The sequence below is a fragment of the Arthrobacter sp. TE12232 genome (assembly GCF_054062615.1).
Genome location: NZ_JBSSFK010000001.1, coordinates 3,016,955 through 3,031,650 on the forward strand (window position 1 = coordinate 3,016,955; position 14,696 = coordinate 3,031,650).

At 67.2% G+C, this 14,696-nt stretch carries 14 protein-coding genes and 1 pseudogene; 4 read left to right on the top strand and 11 right to left on the bottom strand.

Annotated features, from left to right (window positions below):
* Positions 1-31: 31 nt before the first annotated feature.
* Both ACVWZ7_RS13420 and ACVWZ7_RS13425 read left to right on the top strand, forming a co-directional pair.
* Positions 32-772 carry a HEAT repeat domain-containing protein gene (locus ACVWZ7_RS13420; protein WP_456508128.1) on the top strand — a complete coding sequence of 247 codons (741 nt, stop codon included), beginning with the start codon at positions 32-34 and terminating at the stop codon, positions 770-772.
* The gene (locus ACVWZ7_RS13425; protein WP_456508129.1) at positions 769-1,413 is read left to right on the top strand and encodes a uracil-DNA glycosylase; all 645 of its coding nucleotides are present in this window, start codon (positions 769-771) and stop codon (positions 1,411-1,413) included. Before ACVWZ7_RS13420 ends, ACVWZ7_RS13425 begins: the two co-directional genes overlap by 4 nt.
* A 29-nt stretch (positions 1,414-1,442) precedes the next feature.
* Here ACVWZ7_RS13425 and nboR read toward each other — a convergent pair whose 3' ends face one another.
* From nboR to uraD, 9 genes are all read right to left on the bottom strand, one after another.
* Positions 1,443-2,063 carry a nicotine blue oxidoreductase gene (nboR, locus tag ACVWZ7_RS13430; protein ID WP_456508130.1) on the bottom strand — a complete coding sequence of 207 codons (621 nt, stop codon included), beginning with the start codon at positions 2,061-2,063 and terminating at the stop codon, positions 1,443-1,445.
* A 34-nt stretch (positions 2,064-2,097) separates the two neighbouring features.
* Positions 2,098-4,839, bottom strand: a complete 2,742-nt coding sequence (gene aceE, locus ACVWZ7_RS13435) for a pyruvate dehydrogenase (acetyl-transferring), homodimeric type (protein ID WP_456509111.1) — start codon at positions 4,837-4,839, stop codon at positions 2,098-2,100.
* 180 nt (positions 4,840-5,019) lie between these two features.
* On the bottom strand, positions 5,020-5,718 hold the full coding sequence (locus ACVWZ7_RS13440) for a maleate cis-trans isomerase family protein (protein WP_456509112.1): 699 nt from the start codon (positions 5,716-5,718) through the stop codon (positions 5,020-5,022).
* 41 nt (positions 5,719-5,759) lie between these two features.
* Complete coding sequence (locus ACVWZ7_RS13445) at positions 5,760-7,205, bottom strand: amidohydrolase family protein (RefSeq protein ID WP_456508131.1); 1,446 nt, start codon at positions 7,203-7,205, stop codon at positions 5,760-5,762.
* 58 nt (positions 7,206-7,263) lie between these two features.
* Positions 7,264-8,067 carry an aspartate/glutamate racemase family protein gene (locus tag ACVWZ7_RS13450; protein WP_456508132.1) on the bottom strand — a complete coding sequence of 268 codons (804 nt, stop codon included), beginning with the start codon at positions 8,065-8,067 and terminating at the stop codon, positions 7,264-7,266.
* Positions 8,064-8,747, bottom strand: coding sequence for a GntR family transcriptional regulator (locus tag ACVWZ7_RS13455; protein ID WP_091254270.1), 684 nt, complete (start codon positions 8,745-8,747; stop codon positions 8,064-8,066). Before ACVWZ7_RS13455 ends, ACVWZ7_RS13450 begins: the two co-directional genes overlap by 4 nt.
* 67 nt (positions 8,748-8,814) lie before the next feature.
* Complete coding sequence (locus ACVWZ7_RS13460; RefSeq protein ID WP_456508133.1) at positions 8,815-10,170, bottom strand: MFS transporter; 1,356 nt, start codon at positions 10,168-10,170, stop codon at positions 8,815-8,817.
* Between the two features lie 472 nt (positions 10,171-10,642).
* Positions 10,643-10,984, bottom strand: coding sequence for a hydroxyisourate hydrolase (gene uraH, locus ACVWZ7_RS13465; RefSeq protein WP_456508134.1), 342 nt, complete (start codon positions 10,982-10,984; stop codon positions 10,643-10,645).
* Positions 10,981-11,478 (bottom strand): 2-oxo-4-hydroxy-4-carboxy-5-ureidoimidazoline decarboxylase, encoded by a 498-nt coding sequence (uraD, locus tag ACVWZ7_RS13470; protein WP_456508135.1) that lies wholly within the window; start codon positions 11,476-11,478, stop codon positions 10,981-10,983. Before uraD ends, uraH begins: the two co-directional genes overlap by 4 nt.
* A gap of 533 nt (positions 11,479-12,011) precedes the next feature.
* On the opposite strand from uraD, the gene ACVWZ7_RS13475 reads away from it, so the two are divergent.
* The gene (locus ACVWZ7_RS13475; protein ID WP_456508136.1) at positions 12,012-12,191 is read left to right on the top strand and encodes a hypothetical protein; all 180 of its coding nucleotides are present in this window, start codon (positions 12,012-12,014) and stop codon (positions 12,189-12,191) included.
* 51 nt (positions 12,192-12,242) lie between these two features.
* On the opposite strand, the gene ACVWZ7_RS13480 is transcribed toward ACVWZ7_RS13475, so the two are convergent.
* Positions 12,243-12,518, bottom strand: a complete 276-nt coding sequence (locus tag ACVWZ7_RS13480; RefSeq protein WP_456508137.1) for a winged helix-turn-helix domain-containing protein — start codon at positions 12,516-12,518, stop codon at positions 12,243-12,245.
* A 136-nt stretch (positions 12,519-12,654) separates the two neighbouring features.
* Here ACVWZ7_RS13480 and ACVWZ7_RS13485 point away from each other — a divergent pair, with 136 nt between their 5' ends.
* The gene (locus ACVWZ7_RS13485) at positions 12,655-14,043 is read left to right on the top strand and encodes an IS1380 family transposase (protein ID WP_456506800.1); all 1,389 of its coding nucleotides are present in this window, start codon (positions 12,655-12,657) and stop codon (positions 14,041-14,043) included.
* A 194-nt stretch (positions 14,044-14,237) separates the two neighbouring features.
* On the opposite strand, the pseudogene ACVWZ7_RS13490 reads toward ACVWZ7_RS13485, so the two are convergent.
* A pseudogene (locus ACVWZ7_RS13490) lies at positions 14,238-14,567 on the bottom strand (response regulator transcription factor); the annotation flags it as partial.
* Positions 14,568-14,696: the final 129 nt, after the last annotated feature.

The following is a 14,696-nucleotide window of genomic DNA, read 5'->3' on the forward strand; positions in this document are numbered from 1 at the left end:
CAGGCGCACTTCGGCAGCGAGGAATTGACCCGTGACCAAACGATCGGACTACAGAGCGGTCCTGGAATCGCTCCCGCCTGAGAAGTGGGTGGGATACCTGAACGCCGAATCCGGCCTTCCCGGTCCCAGGGGGAACCTTGAACTTGCGGAGGCGTTCGCTGATGTGGCTGACCCTGCGCTGATCCGGACGTGCGCGGAGAGCCCGGACGAATACCTGGCGACGTGCGGCGCCGTCGGCTTTGGCCGACTGCTGGCCGACGGCGAGCGGCACGCCGCTGAGACGTTGAGGGTGCTGGCGGCCGATTCGCGCTGGCGCGTGCGAGAGGGCACTGCCATGGCCCTGCAGCGGCTCGGCGATGCGAATATGCCGTCGTTGTGGACCCTGGCTGAGGATTGGGTAGATGGTCCGCCGCTGGTGCAACGCGCCCTTGCGGCCGGTATCTGCGAACCCCGCCTGCTTCGCGCACCCGACGACGCCGTCCGGGCCCTGGACACCCTGGACCGGATCACAGCTTCATTCAGGGGCATGGATCATCAATCGCGGCGTGACGAGCAGTTCCGTGTGCTGCGGCAGGGGCTTGGGTACTGCTGGAGCGTCGCAATTGCGGCTGCACCGGCGGAGGGTTTCGGACGCCTGGAAAGGTGGGCCGCCAGCGACGACAAGGATGTGCGCTGGATCGTGCGGGAGAATCTCACGAAGGCACGGTTGGCCAAGGCCGCCCCTGCAGCTGCCCAACGCGTGGCCGCCGTCCTGGAGCGGGCCGGCAAATGACCGCTTCTTCCCTCGATGCCTTCATTGACCGGCTCGCTTCGGTGGAAACAGGGCCCTGGTGCAACAACTTCTTCGATCACACCATCCCGGGGAACGCGCGGCGCCGGCAGAACCTGCGTATCTACCTGCAGGAGATGCTGAACCGCTCCCCGCAGGTGTTGCTGCTGGGCGAAGCCCCCGGTTTCCGGGGCATGCGGATCACCGGCGTGCCCTTCACCAACCGGACCATTTTGGAGGGGCCCGCCAACGGCTTCGGGCTCTTCGGGCCGGGAAAGGGCTACGTGCTGCCGGCGGACGCCGCCGGGGTCGCGGCGGAGCCGACCGCAACGGTGATGTGGGAGGTCCTGGCCGAGCTGGACTTCCTTCCCCTGTTATGGAGCGCCTGCCCTTGGCATACCCACATGCCGGGTCGGCCGCTGTCCAACCGCACCCCGACATCCGCCGAAGCAGCCCTCGGAACCCCGTTTTGGCAGGCGCTAACAGAGCTGTTTCCCATCGAAACCGTGGTGGCGGTGGGCAATGTGGCGCACCGCAGCCTGCAGCGGAGCGGCCTGGACACACCGAAAATCAGGCATCCTGCCCACGGCGGCCGCTCCGGATTCAAACGCGGCCTGCAGGAGCTGCTGGGCACCTCCGGCTAAGACCAACGCGTCGGTTGCCGCGCCGGCCCCTAATCCAGCAGGTGCAGCTGGTCCGGGGTGTCGAGGTCCTCACCGCCGGAGAGGTCACTGCAATCCACCAGATCAACCAGATCCGGGCGGCCCTGCAGGAAGACGCGCGCCCCGGCGTCGCCCGTCGCCGTTTCAGCGGCCGCAGCGCGAAGGCCGGCATCCAGGAGCAGCGGATGTCCCCGCCGTAGCTTGCCTTGCGGGCCGCGGTAGGCGGCCGCCGTCACCCGGCCCGGCCGATGGGCCGCCAGCAGCCGGGCGACCGTCCCGGCGGTCAGGCCGGGCTGGTCCACGAGCGCGATGAGCACATGATCCTCCGGAGGCGCCGCGGCGACCCCCGCCCGGAAGGAGCTGCCCATCCCGGACTCCCAGTCCGGGTTTTCGATGACCTTGTGCCGGCTGAGGTCGGTGGTGGCGCGGACCGTTGCCGCGTCCGCGCCGAGCACTGTCACCACTTCCCGGCAGCCGCCCTGCAGGAGCATGTCAGCGAGCACTTCGACGAGCGTGCGGCCGCGGAACCGGAGCAGCGCCTTGGGGCCGAGCCCCAGCCGTGTGCCGGCGCCGGCGGCAAGCAGCACCGCCGTCGTGCGTGTAGTCGGGCTCAGGGTTCCGCTGTCGCTCATCTGCCCACCCTAACGCGCGCCTCGAACACAACGCTCAGGAGTCGCCGCCCGCTCCGCCGGTGGTCCCGGCGTTGACATCCAGGAGCTTGTAGCGGTCCATGGCGTACGACGGCGCGCCCCCCTCCACGTCGCCCCTCGCCGCGAGCAGCTGCAGGGTCTTCACCACGATCGAGTGGGTGTCGTTCTTGAAGAAGCGGCGTGCCGCGGCGCGGGTGTCGGAGAAGCCGAAGCCGTCCGCGCCGAGGGAGGCGAACTGGTGCGGGAGGAACTGCCGGATCTGGTCCGGCACGGCCTTCATGTAGTCGGTCACGGCCACGATCGGACCGGTCGCGTCCGCGAGCTGCTGGGCCACGAATGGGACGCGGGCAGGCTGGCCGGGGTTGAGGAAGGCCTCTTCCTCGGCGGCGAGCCCGTCGCGGCGCAGTTCGTTCCAGGACGTCACGGACCACACATCGGCGGAGACGCCCCAGTCCTCGGCGAGGATCCGCTGGGCTTCGAGAGCCCAGGGGACGGACACGCCGGAGGCAAGGATCTGGCTCTTCGGCCCGGCCACTTCCGAAGCCGACGCCCGGTAGATGCCCTTCAACACACCGTTGACGTCGAGGTTCTCGGGTTCGGCCGGCTGGGAGATCGGCTCGTTGTAGACCGTGAGGTAGTACATCAGGTTCCGGTCTTCGGAGTCGGGTCCGTACATCCGCTCCAGGCCGTCGCGCATGATCACGCCGATCTCGTAGCCGTACGCGGGGTCGTAGGTGACGACGGCCGGGTTGGTGGCGGCGAGGATCGGGGAGTGGCCGTCGGCGTGCTGCAGGCCTTCACCGGTCAGGGTGGTGCGGCCGGCGGTGGCACCGATGATGAACCCGCGGGTCATCTGGTCCGCGGCGGCCCAGAAGGAGTCGCCGGTGCGCTGGAAACCGAACATCGAGTAGAACACGTAGATCGGCACCAGCGGTTCGCCGTGCGTGGCGTACGAGGTGCCCGCGGCGGTGAACGCGGCCACCGCGCCGGCCTCATTGATGCCCGGGTGGATCAGCTGGCCCTGGGCCGATTCCTTGTAGGCCAGGACGAGGTCCCGGTCCACGGAGAGATAGCCCTGGCCGTCCGGGTTGTAGATCTTTGCCGAGGGGAAGAACGCGTCCATGCCGAAGGTGCGGGATTCGTCCGGAACGATCGGGACAATGCGGTGTCCGAACTTCTTGTCCCGGAGCAGGTCCTTGAGCAGGCGCACAAAGGTCATGGTCGTGGCGGCCTGCTGCTTTCCCGAGCCGCGCTTGGCCACCTCATAGGTTTTGCGGTCGGGAAGCTCCACGGGCGCGTGGTCCGGCCGGCGTTCGGGGACGAAGCCGCCGAGGGCTTGGCGGCGTTCCATGAGGTACTGGATTTCGGGGGCGTCCGGGCCGGGGTGGTAGTACGGGGGCCGGTAGGGGTCGGCTTCGAGCTGGTCGTCGGTGATGGGGATGCGCAGGTGGTCGCGGAAGGCCTTCAGGTCCGCGAGGGTGAGCTTCTTCATCTGGTGCGTGGCGTTGCGGCCCTCGAAGTGGGTGCCCAGGCCGTAGCCCTTGACCGTGTGGGCCAGGATGACCGTCGGCTTGCCCTTGAACTCGGTCGCGGCCTTGTACGCGGCGTAGACCTTGTTGTAGTCGTGGCCGCCGCGCTTGAGGTTCCAGATCTGGTCGTCGGTGAGGTCCTGGACCATTTCCTTGGTCTGCGGGGTCTGGCCGAAGAAGTGTTCGCGGACGAACGCGCCGGATTCGGCCTTGTAGGTCTGGTAGTCCCCGTCGACGGTCTCGTTCATGATCTTCACGAGCGAGCCGTCCTCGTCCTTGGCCAGCAGGTCATCCCACTCCCGGCCCCAGACGACCTTGATCACGTTCCAGCCCGCGCCGCGGAAGAACGCCTCGAGTTCCTGCATGATCTTCCCGTTGCCCCGGACCGGGCCGTCCAGGCGCTGGAGGTTGCAGTTGATCACGAAGTTCAGGTTGTCCAGCTTGTCGTTCGCGGCGAGCTGGAGCAGGCCGCGGGACTCGGGCTCATCCATTTCCCCGTCACCCAGGAACGCCCAGACCTGCTGGTCGGAGGTGTCCTTGATGCCGCGGTTGTGCAGGTACCGGTTGGACTGGGCCTGGTAGATCGCGTTCATCGGCCCGATGCCCATCGAGACCGTGGGGAACTCCCAGAACCCGGGCATCAGCCGCGGGTGCGGGTAGGAGGACAGGGCGTGGCCCTCCTTGGACTTCTCCTGCCGGAACCCGTCCAGGTCCTCCTCGGACAAACGGCCCTCCATGAAGGCCCGGGCGTACATGCCGGGGGAGGCGTGGCCCTGGAAGAAGACCTGGTCCCCGCCGCCGGGGTGGTCCTTGCCGCGGAAGAAGTGGTTGAACCCGACCTCGTACAGGGTCGCGGCCCCGGCATAGGTCGAGATGTGCCCGCCGACCCCGATGTCCGCCCGCTGCGCCCGGTGCACCATGACCGCGGCATTCCAGCGCAGCCACGCCCGGTACTTCCGCTCGATCTCCTCGTCCCCGGGGAACGGCGCTTCCTGGTCCACCGGGATCGTGTTGACGTAGTCCGTGGTGGTCACCATCGGAACACCCACACTCTGCGCCCCGGCCCGCTGAAGCAGGCTCCGCATGATGTACTGGGCACGCTCGGTGCCCTGTTCCTGAATCAGCGTATCCAGGGACTCCAGCCACTCGGCGGTCTCTTCCGGATCACGATCAGGCAGCTGGTTTGTCAACCCGCTGAGGATATGGGAGGTATCTTCTCCTGCAGCCACGTCCAGCCTCTTTTCATCGTTGAATGGTTGGCTCAAGTTTTCATTCTATGAGAAAACTTTCTTGCAATTCGAGATTATCGATGCGGCCCGGGGCTCGTCAACACCAACGGCGCATCACCGCGGCCCTGCAGTCACAATCGAGCGGAAGGACCCCGCGTTGCTTGTTAACCGCGGAGTCGCTCAGGCCGAGGCGAGCAGCCTGCCCCAGCGCGGGGAGAGCAGCGGGGCGCCCGTCATCTTGAGGCAGCTCCACAGTGTCACGGCCACCGAGTCAAGCACGGGTACGCCCATAGCCGCTTCGATTTCCTCGGCAATGTTGGCGCCGTAAAGGTTGGTGCAGAGGTAGACGAGCGCGTCCGGGTTCGAAGCCGCGAGTTCCAGCGATCCGGGCCGCATTTCGGCGTCGGAGACCCGGGCAAATGATTCGTTGTCGCTCAGGCCGAGGAACCGGTGGTCAAGTGTCTTGATCCCGTCCCGTTCGTACGACGCCACGATCGCGCGGTTGACGTCCTCCGTATAGGGGGTGAACAGTCCGATCCGTTCGGTGCCGAAGGCTCGGAAGGCCTCCATGTACGCCAGCGTGGAGGTGGTGGCGGGGATGCCGGTGGCGTCCTGTATTTCCTGGACGAGTTCGCGGTCGTGACCGGCGCCGAGCCACGAGCCCGAGGTGCCGTTCCAGGCGATGACGTCGACGTCGGCGGTGGCCAGGATCTCGGCGGCGGCCCGCATGACCGGGGCATCGAACTGCTTGTCTGAGGAATCGTCGAGGGCGATCCTCGTGACCTGGATCCTCGCGAAGTGGATGGTGACGTCGTCGCGGTCGCCCAGGATGCGGTAGCTCTGCGGTTCGAGGCAGGTGTTGGAGGACGGCACGATCATGCCGATGCGGGTGGGGCGGTTTGCGGAATGCACGGGGGCTCCTAGCGGGTGGCGGGGACGGTGATGGGTGCGGAAGCGGCGCCGGCCGCGGCCTGGTGTTCGCGGAATCCGTTGCGGCCCACGAAGCTTCCGACAGGGCCGGGGTCATGGAAGCCGTTGGCGTCGAGCACCACCCGTCCGGCTGACACCACGACGTCGGGCCAGCCCGTGAGCGTCCGGCCGTCGAACGGGGAGAAATCGGTCCCCATGTGCAGGGCGGCGCCGTCGACGGCGCGTTCCCGTGCCGGGTCGAACACGACGAGATCGGCGTCGAATCCGGCAGCGATGATGCCCTTGCCCGGGAGGGCGTTGATCCGTGCCGGCCCGGCGGCGAACACTTCCACGAAATCCTCCACCCGGGCCGCTCCGCCGGCGGCGTCCATCTTGGCGGTGAAGGTGACCGGCATGCGGGTTTCCACCCCGGGCAGGCCGTGCGGCATGGCCCGGATGTCATCGGTCCGCTCGCGCTTCTGCGCGAGGTCGTAGCAGGAGTGGTCCGAGGCCACGGTGTGGATGGCGCCGGCGGCAAGCCGGTCCCGCAGCGCGGCGACGGTCTCGGGGCTGCGCATCGGCGGGCAGCAGGCGTACCACTCGGGGAAGGACGTGCCGTAGACGGTGTCGTCCAGGGTGAGGTAGTGCGGGCATGTCTCGGAGAACGCCTCCTGGCCGCGGCTGCGGGCCTCGGCGACGAGATCCACGGCTCCCGGCGTGGACTGGTGCACAAAGTAGACGGGGGCGTTGGTATATTCGGCCATCGCCAAGGTCTCCTTGACCGAGATTTCCTCCGCGAGTTCAGGCCGGGTCCGGTGCAGGTGTTCAATGCTGATCCGGCCGTCGTCCGCGTGCTGCCGGGTGCAGTCGGCAATGATGGGGTCGTGTTCGGCGTGGATGTAGGTCAGGCCGTCGAGCCGGACCATCTCGCGCATGACCTTCAGGATGGTGTCGCCGTCGGCCATGGTGGTGCCCCGGTTGGTGGTATACATCTTGACGGAACGGACACCTTCGGCGGCAAGCTGCTCGAGCTGCCAGGGCACGGTTTCGTCCCATTGGACAACCGAGCCGTGGAGGGCGACGTCGCAGCGGGACTCGCGGGCCAGTTCCTTTTTGTGCAGGACCGCGGCCAGCGGGGTCTCCCGGGCGTCGCGGGGGATGCCGAAGTCGATGATCGTGGTGGTGCCGCCCCAGAGGGCAGCGGTGGAGGTGGTGCGGTAGTCATCCAGGGTGCGGAACCGTCCGGTTACCTGGGCGACGTGACAGTGGCCGTCCACGCCGCCGGGAATCACCATCCGGCCGGCGGCGTCGACGGTCCGGGCGGCGGCGGGGACGGGCTCGGAAGCGTCCACGAGCTGGACGATCTTCCCGCCGTGCACCATGACGTGGGCAGCCTGGCGGCCGAAACTGTTGACCACGGTGCCATGGGCAATGACAAGGTCTGGGGCGTGGGACATCGTTGTCCTCCTTCGAGGAAGAAGCTAGTGGGGCGGGGTTGTCAGCGGGGCCGGATTATCAGTGGGACCCGGCGATTGCCCGGGCGGCGTTCTGCGCCGTCGTGAGGGCGGCGTCGAGGTTGTCCGAGAGCCCTCGGCGGGGCTTGACCGGAGGCGGCGCGAAGGCGCCGGCCCGGTGCGGTCCGGACTGGAGGTTGACCACCGACTGTGCCATCTGGATGCCGGCGGAAATGCCGTCCACCACAGGGACGGGGATCTGGCCCGCCAGGTCGCGGGCAAGGCCGGCAAGCGGCGCGCCGGCGAGGATGACGACGTCGGCCCCGTCCTGGGTGACGGCCTGGCGGCTGAGTGCCAGCAGGGTCTCCTTGAAGTCCTGCTGCACGGAACCGATGCCGGTGAGGGTCTCGTTGATGGACCGGATCGAGGCCAACCGGCCGCCGAGCCCGAAGCGTTCCACGCAGTCCAAGTACCAGGGCCGGATCCGGTCCGAGATGGCGATGATCGAGAACCGGTGACCCTGCAGTGCCGCGGCGCACAGGGCGGCCTCGGTGATCCCGATGACCGGGACGTCGGTCAGTTCCTTCAGCGCGGGCATGCCGGGGTCTCCGAACGCCGCGACCACGACGCCGTCGATCCCGGTTTCGGTGCCGGGTCCGGACCCGTCGCGGGTGTACTCGGCGATGATTTCGGCGACGGCGCCGGCGGCGATCAGGGATTCAAAGCGGGTTTCAATGTATTCGACGCCGTGGCCTGCGGTGCGGACCAGCAGTTCCGTTCCGGGCGAGGCGGAGCGCCGGGCTTCGGATTCGATCAGCGCGGTGACGTCGTTGCTGATGTTGGGGTTGATGACGAGGAGTTTCATGTGTTCTTCCGATGAAGGGCGGGTTCCGTCCGGCGGAAATCCTCCGGAAACTGTTCCCGGTATTTGTCGATGTGCGACGCCGACTGGGCGGCCGCGCGGTCCGGGTCACCGCTGGCGATCGCGGCGTACAGGGCCCGGTGTTCCTCGATGAGTTCGGGGAGGTCGCTCACATGCCGGAACAGCCAGTGCATCCGGCCTTGGAGGGGTTCGAGCGCGGACTTGAGGAAGCCGTTGTCCGCGATCCGGGTGATGGCATCGTGGAATTCGCTGTTGGCCCGGTGGGCTTCCATGACGGCACCCTTGGCAAGGCAGCGGTCGGCTTCGTCCAACAGGGTTTGCAGCGCGCCGAGGTCTTCCGGCGTGGCGCGGGTCGCGGCCAGCCTGCAGGCCAGCACTTCGAGCGACTGGCGGACGTCGAAGAGATCCTCCACGTCTTTGGGGCTGAGTGTGCTGACTTCGGCTCCCCGCGCGCCGCGGTCGCTGACCAGGCCTTCCTGGCGCAGCATGCGCAGCGCTTCGCGGACCGGGAGGCGCGAGACGTTGAATTCGGCGGCGAGGTCGCGCTCCACCAGCCTGGTGCCGGGAACGTAGTGCCCTTCAAAGATCCTGGTGCGGAGGGTGTCCCGGACAGCCTCCCGGAGGGGGCGTTCCTTGTCCTGGGGTTCTTCAGCGGTAAGCATGGTGCTCCATTCGGGTTCTTTTGGCACTGCGTTCCCGGCTCCGGGAACAGGTGTTGCGTGGCCTAGCTTAGACAGGGAGCCGCTTGTTGTAGTTCAGCGTCAGTACGGATGCTCCCATGATGATCGCCGATCCCACGAAGTACAGCAGCGCCCACGTGTACGAGCCGGTGGCGCCGACGATCAGGCCGACGGCGATCGGGGTGACGAAGCCGGAGATGTTGCCGCTGAAGTTCATGGCGCCGCCCAGGACACCGGCGTTGGTCCGGCCGCCCAGGATGGAGGGGATGCTCCAGAAGAGGCCCACCCAGCGCAGGAAGAACATCACGACGGAGAGGAGGACCACCGCCGTCGTCGGGTCTGGCACGACGGTGACGCCGACAAGGCCGCCGATCACGACGACGCTGGAGATGCCCAGGAGGGTGCGCATGACCCGGTTGGCCGAGGCGCCGGCGGCCCTCCACTTGTCCGCGATGGTGCCGCCGAGGATTTCGCCGACGAATCCGGCGCCGAAGATCACGAAGGTGGACCAGCCGATGGTCTTCAGGTCAAAACCCTTGGCCTGTGACAGGTAGAGCGGGCCCCACGTGAGCAGGCCGTAGAAGACTCCGTTGAAGCCTAGCCAGCCGAAGCACATGGCCCAGAAGGAACGGAATTTCAGGTAGGGGAGCAGGGCACGCTTTCCCTTGCTGCCCTCGAGTTCGGCTTCGGCGTCCTCCGCGGCGTGGGAGGCCTCGAGGTACTCGGCCTCGGCGTCGTTGACTCCGCTGTGCTGGCGCGGGTTGTCCCGGACGTACCACCACACGGCGAGGCCCATGAGGACGGTGGCGACGCCGGCGATGATGAACGAGCTCCGCCAGCTGCCCGTCGATGCGATCAGGCCTGCGATGAGGATGCCGCCCAGCCCGGCGCCCAGCGGGGCGCCGGCGTCAAGGATGGTTGCGCCGCGGCCGCGTTCGGATTTGTGCATCCAGATGGCGTTCAGCTTTCCGCCCGCCGGCATGACTCCGGCCTCGGTGACGCCGATGCCCAGGCGGGCGATGAACATGCTGAGGAAGCCGCCGGCCAGGCCCGAGGCTGCCGTGGCGGCGCCCCAGCCGACGCAGGACGCGGTCATTACCTTGCGGGGGCCGAACTTGTCGATCAGCAAGCCGACGGGGATCTGCATGAGGGCGTAGGTCCAGAAGAAGGCCGAGAGCAGGAGGCCCACGAGCTCCGGGGCCATGTTGAATTCCTTCTGGATGATGGGCAGGGCTACAGAGATGGAGCCCCGGTCGATGTAGTTCACGGACACGAGGACCAGCAGGAGGAGGAACATTTTCCAGCGGACATTGGTGCGCCGTTGCACGCGGTCCTTGGGGCTTGCGGCGTCAGCGTGTGGTGCTGAGGTTTCCTGTACGGGGGGTTCGGTATTTCGAAGAGACACAACTTCTCCTTCAGAGAGAGGAAAAATGCCGGCAGGTGAGAGATTCAATTCGTTCGCGGGCCAGGAGGCCGGGGTGTGGGGCGTCCTGTGCGCGGGCTTCCCGGTGCTGCTGTGGGGGCTGATATCTGGCCTGATATCTGGCCTGACATCAGGTGCGGAACCCAGGGGAGTCGGGGCCCGGCAAGCTAGCTTGTTTTGGGATCCCAATTTGGGATCCCAAAATTGAGAATAGAAGTGACGCGGGCCACTGTCAAGGGATGCGGGTCTGCCGGTTGCGTTCGCGCGAAAAATGTCGTTTGTGACTGGGGCGGGGTTCCACTGTGGGGCGCCCGGGCGCTGGGGTTTCGGCGATCCTGTGCGGGCCGTGCGTGGGCATGGCTTCGCCCCGCCATCCGACAGGGAGCCTGTTCCCGGTGTGGTTCGGGGTGGATGGCGGGGCGGGCATGGACCTAATAACGGCCCGAGGGTTTGGTTAGCTGCCGCGGTATGTGGAGTAAGCGAAGGGGCTCAGCAGGAGCGGGACGTGGTAGTGGTCTTGGGATTCGGACACGGCGAAGGTCAGCGTGACCTCGGGGAAGAAGGCCTCGGTCCCGGCGGCCTCGTAGTAGCGTCCGGTGTCGAAGCCAAGCCGGTACGTGCCGGACGGAAGCTTGTCCGGGCCGAGGGATTTGATGCGGCCGTCGTCATCCGTGGCGCCTGCCGCGATCTTAACCCAGCGCTCGCCGTCGAGCCTGTGGAAGGTGACGGCGACACCGGCGGCGGGCTTGCCGGTGCCGGTGTCCAGGACGTGGGTGGTGACGTGGGAGGTGCTCATGTGCCGATCAGTCCTTCGAGTCGGAGTACCGCGATTTCGCGCAGCTGCTGGCCGATGATTGCTTGTTCCTGTTCCGGGGTGTGCGCGAGCCTGGAGTTGAGGGCGGCGAGGATTTCCTCCCGGCTGCGGCCGGCGGCGCGGATCAGGAAGACCTGGCCGAATTTTTCTTCGTAGCTCCGGTTCCCCTCGGCGATGGCTGCCGCAACGGCCGGGTCCGGAATTCCCAGGCCTGCCTGCTCCGACTGGGAGAGCCGGGCCTCCGTGCTGTTTCCTGCGGCCCGTTCGCCGATGCGTGGATGGTGGGCCAGGGCGGCCTCCACCTCCCGCCCGGTAAAGGGTTCCGCCGCACGGTTGGCCGCTTCCAGAAGGCTCGCGGCGCTGCCGAAGGGCCGGCCCTGGACGATCTCCTCGATCCAGCGGTCTATGTCCAGGCAGGGTCGCAGCGCGGCCGCGGCCTCGGCCCGTCCGGCCGCGTTAAAGTCTTCCAACAGCATGTGCCAGATCCTTTGTGTCAATGCTGGCATCCACGGCGTAGGGCTATACGGACAAGATATTCGTATCGTGGAACTGTTATTTCAGCATATGCAAAAGATTGAACCGTAACGTGTGCCGGGTGTCAACCGGCGGCCGGATTCCGCGGCGGATTCCGGTGACCGCTACGGAAACGGGCAGGCGCACCCCCGATCCGGGGTGCACCTGTCCGAAATCGCCGCGAAAACGGCTGGGCTCAGCCGTGAATCGTTGCGACGTCGCTCTTTTCCCAGTCCCCGCGGTGCGCATTCCGCCCTGGTGTGTTGTCTCCGGTGCCTGCCGGCTCTCCCGGTTTTAGCTCGCCCGTTCGCAATGGGCGGCTCGCCGCCGGATTCCGCCCGGCGTAGGTGCGGGGTCCGGTACTTCCATCGTCCGCCCGCAACGGCCCCCAATCCACCCCTCGTGAGCGACTTCTTCCTGGTGCAACGGATTTGCTGTCCATATACCCCTGGGGGTATGCTGAACACCTTAGACCCACCGACAGAGGAGTACCCGGATGTGCCGTGCAGTTGCCTGCAAGAAGTGCGGAAAGACCACCTGGGCCGGTTGCGGCCAGCATGTTGACCAGGTCATGCGGGGCGTCCCCAGTGCCGACCGCTGCCGCGGCCATGAGGGCGAAACCAGCGCCAAAACCACGACCACGACCGGCTTCTTCGCCAAGCTGTTCGGCCGGTAGACGCCAGCAGAATCCTCCGGCGAGTGCTGCCGGCTGTGTAAGCCGAGGGCGCTACCCCAGGCGGTAGCCGGCGTCGCGGGCGGTGAGGATGCGGTCTGCGCCGATCTTCAGCTGCAACTGCCGCACATGCACGTCCACCACGTTGGACGTGCCGTCGAAATCGCGGCCCCAGACGTGGCTGAGCAGTTGTTGCCGGCTCAGGACCTGTCCCGGGTGCAGCAGGAACATTTCCACCAAGGCGAATTCGCGGGCGGAGAGCTCCACTGTCCTGCCATCGACGCTGACCGTGAGGGCGTGCAGGTTCAGTTCCAGCGGGCCGTAGCGCATGATGCTGCCCCTAAGCCTTGATCCACCGATGCTGATCGGGGCGCTGTCGGCGGTTTAAACCGAGAATGCCTGTCTTGTCGCGGAAAATGGGGTTTGTCTAGAACACCTTTTCACCGAAAAGAGAGGCATCTCGTAGATGCAACTTTCCCATACCGGCGCGTCCTTGTCAGTTTCCTTCGACGAGCCCAACCTTGTGTCGGCCGCCGGCCTGGTCCCGGTCATGGGACTGGCCCTCGAAGCCGGACTCGGCGGCCTGGCCGATGAGTGGCTGAGCGTGCCGACGGACAAGGGCTCCAACGCCGGGCTGAAAGTGGCGTCGCTGGTCGCCGGGATGGTTGCCGGCGCGGATTCCATCGATGACATGGCCCTGCTGCGCCACGGCGGCATGGGCAGGCTCTTCAAGGCCTGTTACGCGCCCTCGACGCTGGGCTCGTTCCTGCGTTCCTTCACGTTCGGGCACGTCCGCCAGCTGGACGCGGTCGCCTCCCGGTTCCTGAGGAATCTGGCGGCACAGGCACCGCTGATCGGCAACAGCGCCGGGGAATACACCTTCGTTGACGTGGACGACACGATCATCGAGGTCCACGGATACCAGAAGCAGGGTTCCGGCTACGGCTACTCCGGGGTCCGGGGCCTGAACGCGCTGCTGGCCACCGTCAGCACGAAGGACACGGCACCGGTCATCCTCGCCCAGCGGCTGCGGAAGGGCTCGGCCGGTTCGCCCCGCGGCGCGGCCCGGCTGGTCGCCGATACCCTGGCCACCCTCAAACGCATCCGTGGCGGGGCCGCCGGCACGGTGCTGTTGCGTGCGGACTCGGCGTTCTACGGGTACGCCACCGTGGCCGCCGCTGCCAAAGCCGGTGCCGCGGTTTCCGTCACGGCCCGCATGGACCCGGCCATCAGGAAGGCCATCACGGGAATCGGGGAGGCCGCCTGGACGCCGATCCAGTACACCGATGCGGTCTTCGATGAGGCCGCGGACCGGTGGATCTCCTCCGCCGAAGTCGCCGAAACACCGTTCACCGCGTTCAGTTCCCGCAAACAGGGCGAACGCGTCACCGGGCGCCTGGTCGTCCGCAGGATCCCGGACCTGAACCCGCACGCCGGCGCCGGACAGCCGACGATCTTCCAGACCTACCGGTTCCACGCGTTTTTCACCACCGGCACCCTGGACACCGTGGCCGCCGATAGGGCCCACCGCGGGCACGCGATCATCGAGCAGGTCAACGCCGATCTGAAGGACAGCGCACTGGCTCATTTACCCTCAGGTGTTTTCACGGCCAACGCGGCCTGGCTGGTCCTGGCCGCCATGGCGTTCAACCTCACCCGCGCCGCCGCAACAGCGGCAGGGAACGGGCTGGCCAAAGCCCGGACCGCAACGGTCCGCCGCAAACTGATCAGCGTCCCGGCCAGAATCGCCTCCTCCGCCCGGAAGCTGCGCCTCCACCTGCCCGCCAACTGGCCCTGGGAAACCGCCTGGACGGACCTGTTCAACCGGATCTTCCCGCGGCCGGCAAAGACCTGACCCGCCACCCCGTACCGAAACGACCAAGGACCACAGTGGAACACCACCGGCAGCGGGGCCGGGCAATCCGCCATGCCCCGACCCCGACCCTCCCGGCCAAACCAAATCCCGGGGGCCCTCAACCAGCCCGTCGGTGGATCAAGGCTAAGCGGATCGCCGGAGTCGGCTGCGCGTAGCCGGGCCCGGACGCGGGCCTCCAGTTCCTCGAGGGGAAACGGCTCGACGATGCAGTCGTCGGCGCCGCCCTCCAGCGCTGCGAGAGTATCCGCGGGTGACCCGGGGGCCGTGAGGAAGATGACCGGGATCCCCGCCTGCCTGTGGCGGAGGGCCGCCAGGACAGCGAAGCCGTCAAGCCGGCGAAGCCCTGCAGCCAGGAGCAGGAGATCGAATTCGCCGCTGGCCGCCAGGTCCACTGCCGTGACGGAGTCGGCGACCACGCTCGGGGCGTAGCCGGCCGCGCGCAGGCCCTCTTCGATGAAGCGGGACATGCGTTCGTCGTCTTCGGCTATGAGGATGCGGATCATGGCGACTCCAAGGAACAGCCCGGCTCCGGACGGTCCGCCACGTCCGTGCGCATCGGCGCGGTGCAGTCCGCGCGAAGCCGGTCGCTGCAATTTTGCGCCGTCGCTTACGTGAACCGGGAGGGCTTCCGG

Excerpts from the sequence above, each read along its gene's own strand:
- ACVWZ7_RS13425 (WP_456508129.1), top strand. The coding sequence starts at position 769 with ATGACCGCTTCTTCCCTCGATGCCTTCATTGACCGGCTCGCTTCGGTG.
- nboR (WP_456508130.1), bottom strand. The coding sequence starts at position 2,063 with ATGAGCGACAGCGGAACCCTGAGCCCGACTACACGCACGACGGCGGTG.
- ACVWZ7_RS13440 (WP_456509112.1), bottom strand. The coding sequence starts at position 5,718 with ATGATCGTGCCGTCCTCCAACACCTGCCTCGAACCGCAGAGCTACCGC.
- ACVWZ7_RS13445 (WP_456508131.1), bottom strand. The coding sequence starts at position 7,205 with ATGTCCCACGCCCCAGACCTTGTCATTGCCCATGGCACCGTGGTCAAC.
- ACVWZ7_RS13450 (WP_456508132.1), bottom strand. The coding sequence starts at position 8,067 with ATGAAACTCCTCGTCATCAACCCCAACATCAGCAACGACGTCACCGCG.
- ACVWZ7_RS13455 (WP_091254270.1), bottom strand. The coding sequence starts at position 8,747 with ATGCTTACCGCTGAAGAACCCCAGGACAAGGAACGCCCCCTCCGGGAG.
- uraH (WP_456508134.1), bottom strand. The coding sequence starts at position 10,984 with ATGAGCACCTCCCACGTCACCACCCACGTCCTGGACACCGGCACCGGC.
- uraD (WP_456508135.1), bottom strand. The coding sequence starts at position 11,478 with ATGCTGTTGGAAGACTTTAACGCGGCCGGACGGGCCGAGGCCGCGGCC.
- ACVWZ7_RS13475 (WP_456508136.1), top strand. The coding sequence starts at position 12,012 with ATGTGCCGTGCAGTTGCCTGCAAGAAGTGCGGAAAGACCACCTGGGCC.
- ACVWZ7_RS13480 (WP_456508137.1), bottom strand. The coding sequence starts at position 12,518 with ATGCGCTACGGCCCGCTGGAACTGAACCTGCACGCCCTCACGGTCAGC.
- ACVWZ7_RS13485 (WP_456506800.1), top strand. The coding sequence starts at position 12,655 with ATGCAACTTTCCCATACCGGCGCGTCCTTGTCAGTTTCCTTCGACGAG.